The 17104-nt window shown below is 42.4% G+C and carries 9 protein-coding genes; 1 reads left to right on the top strand and 8 read right to left on the bottom strand.

Translation table 11 applies throughout. The features are described from left to right. Positions 1 to 6 precede the first annotated feature (6 nt). Genes DW173_RS18450 through DW173_RS18430 form a run of 5 tightly spaced genes read right to left on the bottom strand, consistent with a single transcriptional unit; the run spans position 7 to position 9327 of the window. Positions 7 to 1149, bottom strand: a complete 1143-nt coding sequence (locus DW173_RS18450; protein ID WP_120144962.1) for a glycerate kinase — start codon at positions 1147 to 1149, stop codon at positions 7 to 9. 8 nt (positions 1150 to 1157) lie between these two features. After that, positions 1158 to 3314, bottom strand: a complete 2157-nt coding sequence (locus DW173_RS18445) for an alpha-N-acetylglucosaminidase (protein ID WP_120144961.1) — start codon at positions 3312 to 3314, stop codon at positions 1158 to 1160. 28 nt (positions 3315 to 3342) lie between these two features. After that, a complete protein-coding gene (locus DW173_RS18440; protein WP_083444130.1) occupies positions 3343 to 4134 on the bottom strand; it encodes an endonuclease/exonuclease/phosphatase family protein in 792 nt (263 codons plus the stop codon). 19 nt (positions 4135 to 4153) lie between these two features. Then, a complete protein-coding gene (locus DW173_RS18435; RefSeq protein ID WP_120144960.1) occupies positions 4154 to 5887 on the bottom strand; it encodes a RagB/SusD family nutrient uptake outer membrane protein in 1734 nt (577 codons plus the stop codon). Positions 5888 to 5907: 20 nt separating this feature from the next. Further along, entirely contained in the window at positions 5908 to 9327 is a 3420-nt protein-coding gene (locus tag DW173_RS18430; RefSeq protein WP_120144959.1) for a TonB-dependent receptor, read from the bottom strand. Positions 9328 to 9680: 353 nt separating this feature from the next. Here DW173_RS18430 and DW173_RS18425 point away from each other — a divergent pair, with 353 nt between their 5' ends. Beyond that, a complete protein-coding gene (locus tag DW173_RS18425) occupies positions 9681 to 10280 on the top strand; it encodes a DsbA family protein (protein WP_120144958.1) in 600 nt (199 codons plus the stop codon). Positions 10281 to 10591: 311 nt separating this feature from the next. Here the strand turns inward: DW173_RS18425 and DW173_RS18420 are convergent, their stop codons facing one another. From DW173_RS18420 to DW173_RS18410, 3 genes are read right to left on the bottom strand one after another with little or no spacing between them, the layout of a single operon-like run. Then, positions 10592 to 13027 (bottom strand): beta-L-arabinofuranosidase domain-containing protein, encoded by a 2436-nt coding sequence (locus DW173_RS18420; protein ID WP_120144957.1) that lies wholly within the window; start codon positions 13025 to 13027, stop codon positions 10592 to 10594. Positions 13028 to 13029: 2 nt separating this feature from the next. Continuing rightward, complete coding sequence (locus tag DW173_RS18415; RefSeq protein WP_120144956.1) at positions 13030 to 15777, bottom strand: DUF5695 domain-containing protein; 2748 nt, start codon at positions 15775 to 15777, stop codon at positions 13030 to 13032. Positions 15778 to 15781: 4 nt separating this feature from the next. Beyond that, complete coding sequence (locus DW173_RS18410) at positions 15782 to 17086, bottom strand: hypothetical protein (RefSeq protein ID WP_120144955.1); 1305 nt, start codon at positions 17084 to 17086, stop codon at positions 15782 to 15784. Between the last annotated feature and the right edge of the window lie 18 nt (positions 17087 to 17104).

Below are 17104 nucleotides of genomic sequence, written 5' to 3'. Positions count from 1 at the left end.
TGAGTATTATTTAGTAAATTGTTTTATGATTCTCACCACCTGTCGCACCGTTCTCTCTATGTTTTCTTTCGTAAACTCCGGTCGCATCGCCTCTTCAAGTGTTACCGGAAAAGGTTGAATAGGCAGTACGGCAGTAAACCCCATCCTATTAAGCGCTTCGGTGGCTTCGACCGCTCCCCCCAGCGCTATCACCGGAACCTGACATTTCTCACCGACACGTAAAATTCCGTCCAGCGCCTTTCCCATACCAGTCTGGCGATCCAGTTTCCCCTCTCCGGTCAGTATCAGGTCTGCCTGTCGGACGACCTCTTCGAAACGAAGCGTTTTCAATATAACTTCTATTCCGGATTGCAATTCTGCATTCAAAAACGGAAGCAGGCCGCCTCCCATTCCTCCGGCTGCTCCAGCACCGGGAAGCTGCGATATATCCATATTTGTATATTCCTTTATCACCTGTGCATAATGCCGCAACCCATTGTCCAACTCTATCACTTGCAACATAGTTGCCCCTTTCTGGGGAGCATATACATAAGCCGCACCCTCTTTTCCAAAAAATGGATTACTAACATCACAGGCGATCGTAAAATGACTCTCCTTCAATGCCGGATTCAATTGGGAAATATCTATTTGATGAACTTTTATCAGATTTTCACCGACAGGCTCCAACTCACCGTTTCCGTTATCTAAGAAGCGTGCACCTAAAGCCTTTAGCATACCAATTCCCGCATCATTCGTAGCACTTCCGCCGATACCGATAATGAATTCCCGACACCCGCGTTTTAATGCATCAGCAACCATCTCTCCAACTCCATAAGTCGTAGTCTTCATGGGGTTTCTCCGATTTGAATCAATTAATGGCAGACCGCAGGCCGAGGCCATTTCGATAATAGCCATCGCACCATTGTTTACGATACCATACGATACTTCAATTGGCTTCATGAATGGATCATGCACCCGACATGACACCGTTTGGGCATGAAGGGCGGAGCATAAAGCTTCTGTAGTCCCTTCGCCGCCATCAGCTATGGGGAAACGTATAATCTGACAGTCGGGTAATTCCTCCTGAATCGCTTTTTCGGCAGCTTTCGCTATCTCGAAAGAACCGACCGAACCTTTAAACGAGTCGAATGCCAATACAATCTTTTTCATAAAAGCTATCACTTATTTGTTTTCTCTATTAAACTCAATGCAGCCTTGACCGGGTCATCAAACGGAGTCGTACTGTTGCTCCAGGGAGATGTAATCCATTGCTCCTCCCATTCTCGGATTTTATTCCGGTCTTTTGTGAAATAGAGCTGTATACGAGGGATATAGTAGTCTTTAATCAGCCCGCTCCAGAAACGGGCAGCATAATCCTCCTGAATACCACCCCAACTTGTAATCAAGCGTTTGGCATTTGCTTCATAAGCATCTTTTTCCTGAAGAGTTGTTCCGCTATTGCGCGCAAGTTCCACCCATTCTTCTAATCGATATAAAGGATGAGAAGCCAATAACCTGTCAACGTCCATCAACAAATCAACAGTTTGTTGCAGATTACGTTGCGCTGCGAGAACACGATTCTCCGAATCATCTTTCAGGGCCTGCTTATAAAAATTTTCAGCTTTAGCCGCTACATAATACGAAACAAACTCAATGAGGTCGTTTCTGTATAATTCAGAGCTTTTCAGTTCGTCAGCGCAACTAGCATACAAACGTATAGCCTGCAAGTAATCATCACTAAGGTCGATTTTACTGATCCGCCGTTGATCGGGTATTACAGTTTGCCAGGTAAAACGGGGGTATGAATATAAAGAGCTATATGCTGTTTTCCGAAAAAGCTTCCAAGCTTCTTCCATGGCATCGGGATATCCTCCATAACGGGCCTCGCAGTATATCTTCATCCAATCGTCCAGGTCGATACTATCTGATGACCATCCCATATCAGCTAACAGTTCGTAAACAACCTCATTGTTTTCGAGTCCTTCAGGGGCAGAACCGAACCCAATCAAGTTACCTTTATTTGCGGCACGTAATGCTTTGACCGAGGAGCTTGCATACATATCCAAGTCTCCTGTCATGGTGTTTTTCCCACCAAAGTTGGGTACATAGCTGAATATCCATTTCTTTCCGTAAAACCCATCATGTACTTTCCATGTTTGCTCGGTGTTCCACACCCATTTCGGATAATCATTGCCCAAATCAATGATAATCATTTTATCATCAGGTACATTGCTTAACAAGGCTTTAAGCGATTCTTTATCCCAAAATGAATGTTGATATCCGAATGTCCATCCTTGTGTAACCCAAACGGCATCCGGGTTTCCGGCTGTAATTGATTTATAGATCGTTTCTCCATACTCGGCCAATAACTTATATTTCGCTTCTTTATCTTCCTTATCGATAGGCAATTCCATCTCGTTAAAACTATCCGAGAGATAATACGTATTTTCTCCAAACTCTTTTTCCCACTCTTCGACAAACAGTTTGCCTATCTCTTCGAAAAAAGGTGAATCCGGTGGCAATACATAGGCGTTGTACTCTTCATCAAAACCACCCCACCGCATGTGCCGGAATTGTGTGTCGGGATGTTTCTGCACGAATCCTTCCGGCACGAAACCTGCAAACGCAGGCGCTATGGGCTGCATACCCAACTCGCGCATACGGGTCAGGATTTGATGCTGCAAAACGATTTGGTTCTGTTGCCATGCATCAGATAAGGGACCGTCCCACTTGTTCAGATTGCCCATGCGATGCCAGGGAAGGTGTGCGGGGGCAGTGAAAAACTCACGGATTTCTTCTTTGTTCAATCCCATACGCAGCCATACCCGTTCCGCAATGGCTTCGCTGGCCACGGTAGCCAAGGGCATATTTACACCATAAAGAGCCATCCTGTCAATTTCCTTTTCCCAACGCTCCCAGTCCCAGTAAGGAGTAGTGTAGCCGAATGTACAAACATTAAGGAAATAGCGCAACTCATAAGGGGACACCTGTTCATACAATTCATAATCGGGCCACGGCATCACCGACGTTATGTGTTCACCGCTCCATGTTTTCATACTCTTGCAGGCCTCTTTCATGTACGTATGAAAAGCGTAACAGATAGCAACGGAGCTACTTCCCCTTAGGGTAAGCCGGCCGTCGCTTGCTATCACTTCGAATATATCTTTACCTTCGGATGGTTCGATATATTCAAAGTGGATAGACTGTGCTCTTTCCCCAATCTGACGTTCTATTAACTGTTTGGCGGGGGTGATAATATCCGTCTTAGGCTTGTGGCATGAGCAGAAAAAAAGCGTTGCTGAAATCAGTAAATACTTGATTATTGTATGTATCATAGAAAATCATAAATGTTATAAGTGAGTATCAATATTTTTTCTTCGATGCTTCTTTCACATATTCCAGTTCCGTAATAATCGGTAAATGGTCTGACAAAAGCGACTGAACAGTTTGTGTACTAATCACACGCCATCCTTTTTGCGGGTAAGCAAACAAGTAATCGATCTTAATCACAGGCTTCCATGCCGGCATTCCAAAATCATCGTTGCTTGCAGCAAACCAACTATCCATACCACGTATTGCCTCCGAGTAATGACGCGCGTTGAAATCACCTCCCAAAATTACAGGATATTTATAATTTTTGAAATGCCCGGTAATAAATTTTATTTGCTCCGCCCGTGTTTCTTGAGAGTTGACGTCCAGATGCGTAGAGGTAAAAACAATGGTATCATTACCCATTTCGAATAATCCCTCCAGCATGGCCCGTCTCTCATGCTCTTTGACCGGATGGGGCAGCATTATCTTTTGGACAGAAATATATGGATATTTACTTAACACCCCAATACCGTAATAACCGGTAGAATAGTCAATCGTTTTTCCGTAAAGCCCAAACATCCCTGTATGATAGGCAAGTTCGGATATAAAATCCTTCCCCTTCTGATGCGGGGTACGCTTACGGTCTGTTTTGCTATCCACTTCCTGAAGCGCCACAAAATCAGGCTTGAAGGATTTGATGTGATGAGCAAGTTCCTCTAAAGATGCCAGTTCGCCAAATCTTAAATTATAGGTCATTACCCGCACCCGTAGAGTATCTTGCGCATAGGCAACACCCAAAGTCAGGCATAAAAACAATAATAAATATTTCTTCATTGAATACATGGTTTCTATTTTTTAATGATTACTTTTCCCAGCCCGGATTTTGTCCTAACAGAGGATTCTTCTGACGCTCGGGATTAGGCACGGGCCACAAATAATGTTTCGTTGCGTCGAAGTAACGTGCTCCGCCTTCCGCAGTAGACTTTTCGTAGATAACATCACCAAACTCATCTACTCCGGTATCGGGATATGGGTTGGCGCCCAAATCATTCATACAAACTTTCAGGCTGGGACCGGTGATGGCACGTCCAAAGCGAAGTTCGCCTTCACGCCAGCGCATCACATCGGCGTATCTTGTACCTTCACCTGCCAACTCAATGCGACGTTCTCTTCTCAATTCGGTTTCGAGATCCATCCCCCATGCGCTAAGTTCGTCAAGGTTCATACGATGCATATTCACACGATCTCTAAGTCTGTTGATGGAGTAATCAATCTGTGTTTGTGTCAGTTTCTTGCCTTGTAGTTCGAAGGTGGCTTCGGCATAAATCAGCAAGATTTCGGCAAAACGGATGACATTGAGATTTCCATGTCCACCCACACTTGAGCCGGCCAAATCAATATCGTTATACTTTTTCAGATAGAAACCTGTACGGCTATTTGCCCCCACACGGTTATTATCTTGCAATGAAGCAAAACGAGGCAGATTAAATATCTCGTTGGCCTTATCCGTATCAGGGTCACCGTCATCTCCTCCCGGCCATTTGTCACCCGGAGCATATAAAGTCATCTTCATTCTAGGATCTCTGTTCTGGAAATAATCCACATAATGCTCTTCAGGCGACTTGTATAACGATGAGGTCTGCACACCGGTCTTTTTATAATATTCCAATCCGGTTTTTGCCGGTTTACCGTCTGTACACAGATAAGCATCCACTAACGACTTCGTTGGATTGAGGCGTATATAATCTGTCGGACTGCAAGTTTCATTGGGCAGACTTTGTGTACGGATTTCAGGTACAAAAAGGCTATATACGATGGCTTCGATATTTTTCGGATCATTCTCGACATCCCCTTCGTGATGAAATAGTTTTTCATATTCATACAGACCATAGGGACTGTTTTCGATGATATATTCACTCGTTTTTGCAGCCAGTTCCCATCTTTCGTTTTGCAAAGCAATACGTGCCAATATGGCTAAAGCGCCCCAGCGGTCAAGCCTTCCCAGTTTATCGCCTGTATACCTTTCTTCAGGCATGCGCTCTGCCGCCCATTTCAAATCCTCGACGAGCTGGTCAATGACTTTCTCTCTGGGAGTACGCTCGATATATGCCTCTTCGGGCTGGATGACTTCTCCTACCCAAGGTACATCACCCCAAAACACCGTGAGATAAAAGTACATAAGCGCCCGGATGGTTTTTACTTCTGCGGCATAAACGTCCTTCTTATTTTGAGCTACCTGCGCTTTATTATAGTTGTCCAGAAAATTATTGCAGCGATAAATATAGCTATACGCTCCTGTCCAATAGGTAGTGAAGGGGAAGCCGTCAGTATAAGAGTGCTTGCCTCCCGAAACCTTACTTAGTCCACTAGTAATATTCCCCCACATAACAGTTTCGGCCGTCGATTCACTCCAATTCACGAGATAGTCTTTTTGTAAAGCTTCGTAACAGGGAGGCAAGGCATTTTTAAGCTGATCTTCATTTACCCAGAATGTTACATTGTCCGGCTCGTTAGGGTTCGTTCTATCCAGAAAATCGCTACATGAGGTAACTATACCAAAGAAAGCAATGATTAAAAAGTATTTTGAGTATTTCATCTTTATAGTCGTTTAATAGGTTAGAATGTTATTGATAATCCAAAAACATAGGTTTTTACTTGCGGATAGACATCTCCGCTGGTGGTCCTCACTTCAGGGTCATAAGCTCCGAAGTAATCGGTTTTAGTAAACAAGTTATCTGCCGAAGCATATACTCTAAGACTATTAATACCAAGAGGTGCCACCATTCGGGCAGGAAAACGATAACCTATCTGAATATTCTTCAGGCGCAAGTACGATGCATCCTCTTTCCAGTAGTCACTGAAGAGCCTGTTGTGCTCCTGCGACTGATAAAGTCTGGGATAAGAAGCATTTGGATTCATAGGCGTCCATCTGTCAAGATGCTCTTTTTTAGGGATTGAGTAGTCATTGATAAACGCATGCCGAGCCTCATCCTCAAGGTAACCGGCAACTTTGCCTACGCCTTGCAAATAGAAACTGAAATCAATGCCTTTCCATTCTAAACCACCCTTGATTGCATAGGTGTAATGGGGCTCTTTCTCGCCAAACACCACTTTGTCGTAGTCATCAATTACCCCGTCGGGAGCGCCGTCAGGACCACTGATGTCCCGATACTTAATATCTCCGGGCTGTACAATGCCGTTTTGTGATGCAACAAGAGGAAATTTTGGTTTCTGGTACTTACCTGTAGTTGTATTCACCGATTCGAAGTCATACACTTGCGCCAGTCCATCAGTCAGATAACCATAGAAAGCACCTATCGGATCACCTACCCGACGATACGAACCGGAAGCCGTACTGGTCAGCGACTCCGGAGTTCCACCCAAATCGGTAATCTTATTACGAGCGTCCGACAGATTGAACCCGAGATTGTAATTTACACTTCCGATCTTATCACGCCATGAAAGATTAAGCTCCCATCCTTTGACATCAATCTTACCAAGATTGACATAACCTACGTTACTACTGGAAACCCCGACAATAGCCGGAACATCGGGACGAACCAATGCATCAATATTTTCTTTCTTATACCAATCAAAGTCCACATTCAGTCTATTGTTCAAAAAACTAAGGTCTACTCCGAAATTAAGCATGCGGATGGTTTCCCACTTGATGTCGGGATTACCGATTTTATTTTGCCAAAGTCCCATAACAGGTGTATTAGAAGCTCCGATAGGATAAGACTCTTCGGTTATGATAGGTGACAAGTAAGGGTAGTAATTACCGGGAATGTTTTGATTTCCCAACTCACCCCAGGAAGCACGCAGCTTACCCGAGCTCAATACCGAAGTAGCGAACTCCATGAATTTTTCACGTGAAAAGTTCCATCCTGCCGAGAACGATGGAAAATATCCCCAACGATTGCCCTTGGCAAATCTTGAAGTTCCATCAGCACGCAGGTTAGCTTCAAACAGGTATTTACCGTCAAAAGCATAGTTGACACGACCAAAGTAAGAACGTAAAGCCCACTCGTCTTTTGTTCCGCTATTCATAAAATTAATCATTCCGGCACTAATAACGTGAATATCCTCAACCATCACATTATCACGTGTAGCCCCCAACGTGCTTCTGTTTTCCCACTCTTGCGAAAATCCCAACAATGCTCCCAACTCGTGGCGTCCTATGGTTTTATTAAAGTTCAGGGTGAATTGCAGCGTTTGGGTCATAACGTCGAGATGGCTTTGTGAGATATAGTCCTTGGCATCTTCATTTGCTTTCAACGGGCTACCGTCCGAGTAATAAGACAACATCTTCGGGTTAAACTCATCCACCTGGCGGGTATATATATTAGCAGAGTACTGCATACCTACGTTCAGTCCGTCTATAATTTTGAGATCTGCATTGAAAATACCATTGAGCACACGTGTTTTCCGTTCTTCCATTCCCGACTCATAAGCTACTTGCAAGGGGTTACGTACCGAACCGTACGACCAGTTCTCACTATCTACCATCCGGCCATTCTCGTCAGGAATTTGCCACATGACGGGAAGTAACGGAGACATACGCTGTGACAAGCGGAATACTCCTGATGTGCCGCTATAACCTAAGTCCTTTTTATAGAAATCGACATAGCTCATCTGTCCGGTCAGTTTCAGACGATCGTACACCTCCGTGTTTACACTGATACGCGCATTATGTCTTTTGGAACTATATCCGTCACCTACAACCAGTCCATCCTGATCCAGGAAACCATACGACATAAAAAATCCGGTTTTCTCGCTTCCACCCCGTGCGCTCACATTATGCCCCGTTTGAAAAGCCCGGCTTTTGTATATTTCGTCAATCCAGTCAGTATTGGAATATTCATTGGGATACAGTCCCGAATCATATTTATCGAAAGCCTCTTGGGTATAAGGCTTGGAAAATCCGGCAGCACTCATGGCTTCATTGGAGAGTTCCATGTATTCCCTTCCGTTAACAAGTTCGGGCAATGCTGTGGGAGTCTGGAATCCGGCATATCCGTTATATTGGAATACTACGCGCTCTTTCTTTTCTCCCTTTTTAGTCGTTACAAGAATAACACCGTTAGCGGCACGTGCTCCATAAATGGCCGATGAGGCGGCATCTTTCAGCACTGATACGCTTTCGATGTCCGAAGGATTCAATAAGTTGATGTCTCCCCCGGCTACTCCGTCAATCAAGATCAAAGGTGCTGTACTACTGTTAATAGTTCCCGTACCACGAATGTTGATGCTGGGCACAGCACCCGGCTGTCCCGAAGAGGAAACAATACTAACTCCAGGCAACAATCCTTGTAGCCCTGTAGTTACGTTAGTAATAGGTCGGTTCTCAATAGCCTCCGCTTTAACCATAGATACGGCACCTGTTACATTCACTTTCTTTTGCACGCCATAGCCTACAACTACTACATCCTCCAAGCTGACAGCATTTTCTTTCATCACCACGTTTACTGTCGTTGCTTTCGCTATGACGCTTTCTTCACGATAGCCGACGTATGAGTACCGAAGTGTACTTCCATAGGGTACCTTGATGGAATACTGACCATTGATATCGGTGATTGTACCCGTAGTCGATCCCTTTACCGATACGGTGGCTCCGATGATCGGTTCCGTATTCTCGTCAGTAACTTTACCTTTCACATACAGTTCCTTTTTCTCTCCTTGCGAATCAACAGGGTCAGTTTTATTTTGATATTCTTTATTATAAAATAAAATACTGTCATCCAGGAAACGGAACCCAATGTTAGTCCCTTTTAGCAAAAGAGTTAGTGCTTTGTTTACATCTGTGTCTTTTACCTCCAATGACACTTTCCTACTCGTATCCACAAATTCTTTGCTATAGGCTACATTCATCAATGCCTTCTCTGCTATCTGACTGATAGCCTCTTTAAGAGGAAGCTCTTTGATACTAACCGATATTTTTTGCTGTTGTGCATAAACAAAAGCAGTGACAAATATGCACATTAGGGTTACAATACACCTTCTGCCGGTGGATGAAAAAGGAGAATCTTTTTCCATAATATTAGTCTTTAAAGTTAATAGTTCAATATCTATTAGCTAATACACAAGAGGTATTAAAAAGTATTACGGCAAATAAGTTAATGAATATTAATTCGGGAAATATAGGAGAACTTGCCGGAAATCAATCCATACTTGATAAAAAAGAAAGAAAACACTTCAAAGGTATCGTTTTTAAAAGAAAATATAAAGGGGGGATATCGTATTTTCTCATTTAATGCATAAATTAGTGTCTTTACCTGAAAAAATTAATATCTTTGAGTGCACAAATTAATTCATTTGACTATAGTCAAACGAATAAAATCATGTAGCCGGAGACAATATTTACTGAACAACTAAAAACAAAATAAGACATGAGTGTTTATTACGATCTTTATGCCAGTGGCAACCCACAAAAAAAGGATGAGCAGCAACCACTTCACGCACGAGTGATTCCATCAGGAACTCTTGATGCTAAGAAGTTTATAGAATTAGTATCTAAAAGCAACGGCTTCAGTCAGGCCACCATTGAAGGATGCTTGCAAGCAGTTACCGATGAGTTACAACATTGGTTGAAACAAGGCTGGATTGTGGAAGTCGGAGAATTAGGTTATTTCTCCTTATCGCTGAAATGCGACCGCCCGGTAATGGAGAAAAAAGAAATCCGCTCTCCTTCCATCCACCTGAATAAAGTGAACCTTCGCATCAACAAGAAATTCCGTGAAAGCATGGAACCATTACCGTTGGAACGCATGGAGTCACCCTACCGAAGCAATGGCAATCCCGATGAAGACAAATGCCGTAGCATCCTTATGCAACATCTGGATGAACAAGGTTGCATCACTTGTGTCGATTTCACGAGACTGGCCGGCATAAGTCGGTACAAAGCAACCGGGCTGTTAAATACCTATTTAAAAGAGGAAATTATACGAAAATACGGAGGAAGCAAGACGGTGGTATATTTAAAAAGATAATTGGCATTTACTCTTCTGGGCAGTTGGATTCAGTGAAACATTTCCGGAATTAGAGGAACGTTTTCCATTATTATTTCCTTTAATTCAGGAAACAATTTAAATCTTTGTCATGTAAAACAGGAAACTCCATGAGAAAAGATATCATTAAGTCGCTATTGCTATCAAACAAATTGAAAGGCTTGTTGGAAGCCACTTCTGTACTGGATGCGAAAATCTTATCATTATCACGAAGGGGAGCGTAAAATAAAATGTGTCAAAAGTTTAAGGAATCCGCAAAAATGGTCTTAAACTTTTGACACATTCATTTTTTACTATTCAAACCGAACTTCAGAGATACCTACGGATTTTCCCTGTTGAGCATCTATATTCAAACGTATAGCCTCTACCTCAACATTACTACTCGGATGGATAACATTAAACCTATCCTTACCCAACTGATAAGAATCTGTAACATATAATTCAAGAACTTTCCAGATTCCTTTTGATTTATATTCTACTTTCCAGCTTACGGGTAGCAGAACGTTTTCTTGAGGATTCTCCAGCCAATATACGGAAAGAGAGTTTAAAGTATACGGAGTTTTAAAATCGAACGTCAATTGTTGCTCTTTTCCATTCTCCGCAGGAATAGAGACCCATCTCTCCAAACTAAAATCAGCAGAAGAAGTAGCCACTTTCCCATCGCAAACTGCCTGCTCTGATATTGCATTTCCACTTGCGACAGACGAAGCCGATATTTTCCCAATCGAATCCATATACTTCATTTCTCCTTGTTGCAACCCTACAGTCGAAACCTCCTTATTCAGCCAGACAAGCATTGTACGATTATCTCCTCTGTTACACCAGGCATAATAAGGCACTAAAGAAATTCCGCCCACTTTTATAAAATCAAGCCCCTTCAGTTCACCGGTTTCTTCAATCGTAACCTGTGCCTTTTCTTCCGTCGCATCGCCCAAGAATAATTGCTGAACAGGTCTTCCATTATCTATTTCTTCCGCACAATAAACCAATGGACCACGTGTCACAGCAGTTTTCCCCACATTATCCTCCACTTCCGGAATACAGTCGACAAAACGAACAAGCATTGGCAATTCAAGCTCTACTATATCGCCACTCACCCAGTCACGTTCTATTACTGCGAAACCTTTCTTCATCACATACTTCACTTTTTCTCCGTTTACACGCACCTCAACCGGCAGATGCCGTTGTTCTTTGTAAGGATAAAGTCCGCCCGGCACAAATTCATCTTTCGTTGCCCAAGTAGGAATACGCATACTTATTGAAAAACGTTCTTTCTTCTCCGGAATAACGACAAGGCGTACTTTTCCGTCAAATGGATACCCTGACTCTTGCTCCAAAGCAACTTTTCCTCCTTTCAAAGGAATCGTTGTCCTGCTTCCACCATAAAGAGTAAGATAGATATTATCTTTACTATAAGCATACATATATCCCGGAACTTGCAGAATGAGACGAGATATATTAGGAGGGCAACATGCACACCCAAACCATTCAGCCCGACCACCATTACCATGGTTAAAACGCCTTTCTCCATCAGCTTCCAAAGGATTCACATAAAAGAAACGATCCCCCTTCAAGTTAATTCCAGCTAAAGCATTATTGAATAAAGACAACTCGGCAATATCCCAGAATTTTGCATCACCGCTGCCCAAAAATAATCCTTGATTAAAAAACACATTTGCTACAGCAGCACATGTCTCATTATAAGCTGTCAAATTAGGTAACTCATAAGGAGCACCAAAACCCTCCATACCTTCTACTGCGCCCAACCCTCCGGTTATATGCATGCGTGTTGTAACCAAATTACTCCATATAGCCTGAAGTGCCTTGTCATAATCATGGAGTCCGGTCAGTGCATCCACCTGTGCCATAGCCGTATAAAGATAAGCTGCCCGCACGGCATGTCCCACCGCTTCTGTCTGTTGGCTTACCGGTGCATGCTGCTGTGCATAAGTAGCTGCCATCACACCTTCTCCCTCCGGACGGTAAGTAACTCCGCGAATCTCCAAAAACTTCTTAGCCATATCAAGATACAATGGTTCATTCGTCACCCTATACAATTTACAAAGAGCCAGTTCTATTTCCTCATGTCCGGGAGCTTGATTAATTGGTTTTCCATTATTATAATTAGGATCTCCTCCTTCAAAGAAAACCTTATTCACATGTTTGGCACTCTTAATAGCGACATTTAACAATTTATCTTTACCCGTTGCCTGATAATAAGCAACAGCGGCCTCATATAGATGCCCTACATTATAGAGTTCATGGCTATGCACCAACCAAGAATAAGGCTTCTCTCCCATCTCACGAGGATCGGGATTACCACAAATATGAGAAATGTACAGATACCCGTCTTCTTGTTGAGAAGCAGCGATCAACTCTGTCACATCATCCATGAACTTTTCCAATTTCTCATCCGGCTGTATCATAAGTGAGTAGGCAACTCCCTCCATTACCTTATATAAATCCGAACTGATGAAACGATGTGTTTCCGGCAGTTCGGTGGGTTTACCTGCACGAAAAGCAGCACAACGCCTGAACCGTTCAACAGCCGGTGCACTCTGATAAACAGAAAAAGGGACTGTAACGCTTATCTCTGTCTTCATTCTTTCTTTCCAAAAACCATCAGTCAACGTTACCTGATTAAAGGGGATGGGGATGATCTGCTGTTCTTCCTCCACACAAGCCGTTGACAAGATGCACAAACTAATTCCTACTAATAGATGTCTCATTCCTATTTCTTTTTAATTATTACTTGCGTATATTTATCCATGACCGGTATTTCCAGCTGACAAAACAGATGTGCCTGATTCATTATTTCAAAATCTTTCACTTCTTTTTGTCTAGCTATAACAGTATACTTTCCTTCAGGAAGTTTACCTTCAAGAGTCATCCTTGTATGATGAGGTTTCCCGGAACGATTTTCGATGACAAACGCAAGCTCATTTGTTTTTTTCAACGTAACAGGATAATCCTTTCTGAAACCATCCTGCTCTAATTCTACCGAAAATTGGACAGGTGTAAGAAACCGTATCTGTCTGCGTACCCCGTCATACGGAACCATACTAATTGTTCCTTCTCTGTCCACAGCCACATTGCCTCCATAAGCTATCAACCCAAAATCGGGATCATCCACTAAATAGACGCCGGCTCCATGAATCCCTCCCGTAAGCCCATGATCTATTTCACCATCATATCGCCACGGGGCACGCCCAGTTTTTATATAGCTCATATAGGTACGGGAATTCTGATAAGGAGAAAACGCCCAACCCACAGCTCCATCATTTTCTTTCCCTTTATACCAATACCCAAAGTCAGTTTGTTGCGTACCTGTATTCATCAACGCCCATGAAGCTAACAAAGAATTATAGCCATAATTAATATATTTCTCCGGTTCGCTGGAAAATTTATACGCATAATCCAGTAATGCCACACCCCCCATCTGCGTCATATAATCGAGATTTACGTACTGTCCGCTCCATGCCGTACCCAAATTGGCATATCCAGGTTCAAAAATTCCGCGCAAAGCAAGATTCCCATCCAACTGATTTTGCATGAAACGCTCTATGGAGACAGTGTCAAATGAGGTATACGAATACCATTTTTTCTTATTCTTATCATACCAGAATTGCTCCTCCGGTTGCATCGGATTCAATTTTGCATATTCGGCAATGTAATAGGAGGATTCAAAGGCAGTGCGGTCAACAAACATCTCGGAACCGAACGGCCAAGGATCTTCATAAATCATATATGTCACCTTCTTTTCCCATTCGCGACGTAATCTAGCTGCTGCTTCTTTCCTGCCTGTATTTTCTAAAGCAGAAATAATATATAACAAATACCTTTCATGAAAATTTCCTTGCTTATAAGCCCAGTCAGTCCAACCGTGGAAAGCCCACTGCTTTCCCATCAATATATTGTATGGCACTTCAAAATAGGCCATCGCCGTACGGTAAGCCCGTTCTAAATATCCATTCGCATCCAAGTAAGTCACCATATCCGGATGATCTTTCGCAATCCGGTACAGATTATAATAAATAGCAAAATGAGTGGTATAATCAAACGTTCTCCACATGCGTCCTTTGCCTGAACCTCCATCCTCATATCCTCCATATTTACCACTGCGATTCTGATACCAGTTTTCACTTCCATAGATACCATACGGATAAGGGAGTTCCTTATCTGTACGTTGCAGTTTACCCCAAACAAAATTCTTCTGATAATATTCCAGCGAAGCTATTTCGTTCTTATCCGGATAGATCACATTCTTCTCGCTTACATAAATAGGCTTACTATTCGAAGGATCATCAGAACCTCCCACCATAAATTCTTCCCGAAGTTCTCCTAAATAGTCGGGTGAAAGCAATTCTGCCTTTTTCATATCCCACAAACTATACAAACCATTATACCACTTCGTCGAATCCCGATGCTGCTGTTTATCTACAATAAAACGGGCACGTTTCTTTATGAGCGTTTCTAAAGGTTCTGTTACAAAGAAATCCAGATAACACATTTGTCCGTTTCCATAGTTTACCGTAATCAGATTCTCACCTAAACGGGAAAAACGAAACTTATAAATATACTTGTTATCTTTCGTCTTGCCTATATTAGCTACTTTGATTTGCTCCGGATACTCAACAGTTAACTGCTCAACGGGCAACTGTGTCTGTAAAGCACAATACACTTCCATTTCGGGTGTTACTACCATTCCCGGAGCAACTTTCACCAAGACATTTCCTTTATCATACAATTTTCCCCTTAAATCAGTGTAGTCTTTGGCTACAGTAAAATTAAAGCCTGTGAGGTAACGCTGATAAGGGGCCACCGTCTTTGAGGTAGAGGGTATTCTCCAAGTATCGTTCGCCCGATCGATAACATTCGTTGCATGCAAATAATACTTACCATCCCAAGTTGCATATTCCATAGCAGTCCCTTTTTTCATTGACATCAATAAAATGTCGCCCTGACCGGTATATGGTATCCAATAGAGAAAAGAAGAATTTCCATTTAAAGAGAAATGCCTATTCAGGTTTTGATAAGCTTGTACGGATTCATCAATTGCTCCAATCGGCACTGTCAGACACATATCCAGAATATTAACCACATGATGGCTTCGGTTGAAGAATTCAATATCCCATTCAATCTCTTCTCCACTAACAGTGAAGGTCTGATAAAGCCGGACTCCGGCAGGAAGTTGCCAGAATATTTGTATTTTTCCCGCCGTATTTTCCAGTATTTCAGACTGTAAATCAGAAAGATTAACAGAGTAAGTCTTATTGTCAACAAGATAATTAAAATATAAATCTCCCAGAATCTTTCCTCGATCGACATAGTTCCTGTGATGATCGCTTCCTTCGAAAACTAGTAATTTAAGCCCCTTTCCATCTAGATTGACCTCAATTCGTGGGACTACAGCTGCCACTGTACTCCCACAAAAAACTAGCCAAGCCAACAAAACGGTCATACAAAGCTTCATTCTCATAAGTTCAATTTTTCACTGTTATTTTGAATGTACTTAAAGATCTTTTGTGAGCATAATCGTTCAATGAATTACTTCTTTGATCGCTATAATCTATACCACTATAGTTTTTATCACCTACATTGGTAGCTACAGCCGTAATGGTAAACTCACCAGGTTCGGTATAAATATACTTATAAGTTTTCTGAATTCCTCCAGTCGCATATACAGAACCCAAAGAAACACCTGTATGCCACGGTTCATATTCGTCCGTTCCCATCTCGATAAATGAGAGGTATACGTCTCCCTGAAAACCTCTATATTTGGCATAATCTGCTTCGTGGACAGGCAAGCCTGTTGCAGGATTAAGTTCACATTCGTAAGCCTCATCTATTCCGTCTCCATCCAAATCGTATTTATAAGGTGAATCATCAGCCGCTGCATAAGTAGGACGTCCATTCACATACATATCGACTTGACGGAGCACTAGCTTTTCTCCATCATTCAGAAACTGCTGCAAATATGAATCACGGTTATACATCTCTCCAAGTTTATAGAAGCCTTCTGTCGGTCTGCCGGAAAGAGGATCATTTGTCTGAAATGCTCCATAAGAACGTTCGTCCATAAGAGTGCTGTATTTATAACCGGCAGCATGTCCGGCAAAATCCGCCAGTTGCTCCGTATGTAATCCAAAATAGGCAGCTACCCAGGGATCATTAGAATATTTTCGGATAGCACGATCCGCATCACAAGCAACAAAACGGCTCTCAATCACCGTATTACCAGGCTGATTATCAAGGCCTCCCAAAATATGAATATCCGGTTTCATCCGTATACCTGAAGGAATCCTGCGATCTGATACTGTAAACTTCAACTGATTAGTCCCGATATAGCTCATTTCCATCAATGCTTCCGGAAAATCCCCTTTTTTATAAGGAATCAGTTGGATATTTTCTATCGCACCGAAAAATTCAAAATCCTTTTTCACCTCTTCAACAGTCTGATAATTTTTGAAATACTTATAGAATAATGTCTTCTCTCCATTCTTCGCATAAGAAACCCGATAGCCTTTTTCATAGAAACTATTCCAGTCATTTTCCATGATTGCCTTGATGCGCGAACGTTCGAACATTTTCCCTTCATCTCCCGTAAAGAGAGAAAGATATTGGGCATCTGTAGAAATTGTAATTGTCACTTCGTCTCCGACTTTGGGATTCTCCGGAGATACGGTTACCTGAACGGACGGAGCTTCCACATCTGAACCAAATTTTTCACATGATGCCATAACAGACATCATCATTATCATAATTAAAATAGATTGATATGTTTTCATATTATTCTGACAATTAAG

Origin of the sequence: Bacteroides sp. AM16-13 (genome assembly GCF_003602705.1) — a bacterium.
In the GTDB taxonomy this organism is placed as follows: domain Bacteria; phylum Bacteroidota; class Bacteroidia; order Bacteroidales; family Bacteroidaceae; genus Bacteroides; species Bacteroides xylanisolvens.
Note: the sequence above shows the minus strand (reverse complement) of the source record. Positions and strands in the feature narration are given on the sequence as shown.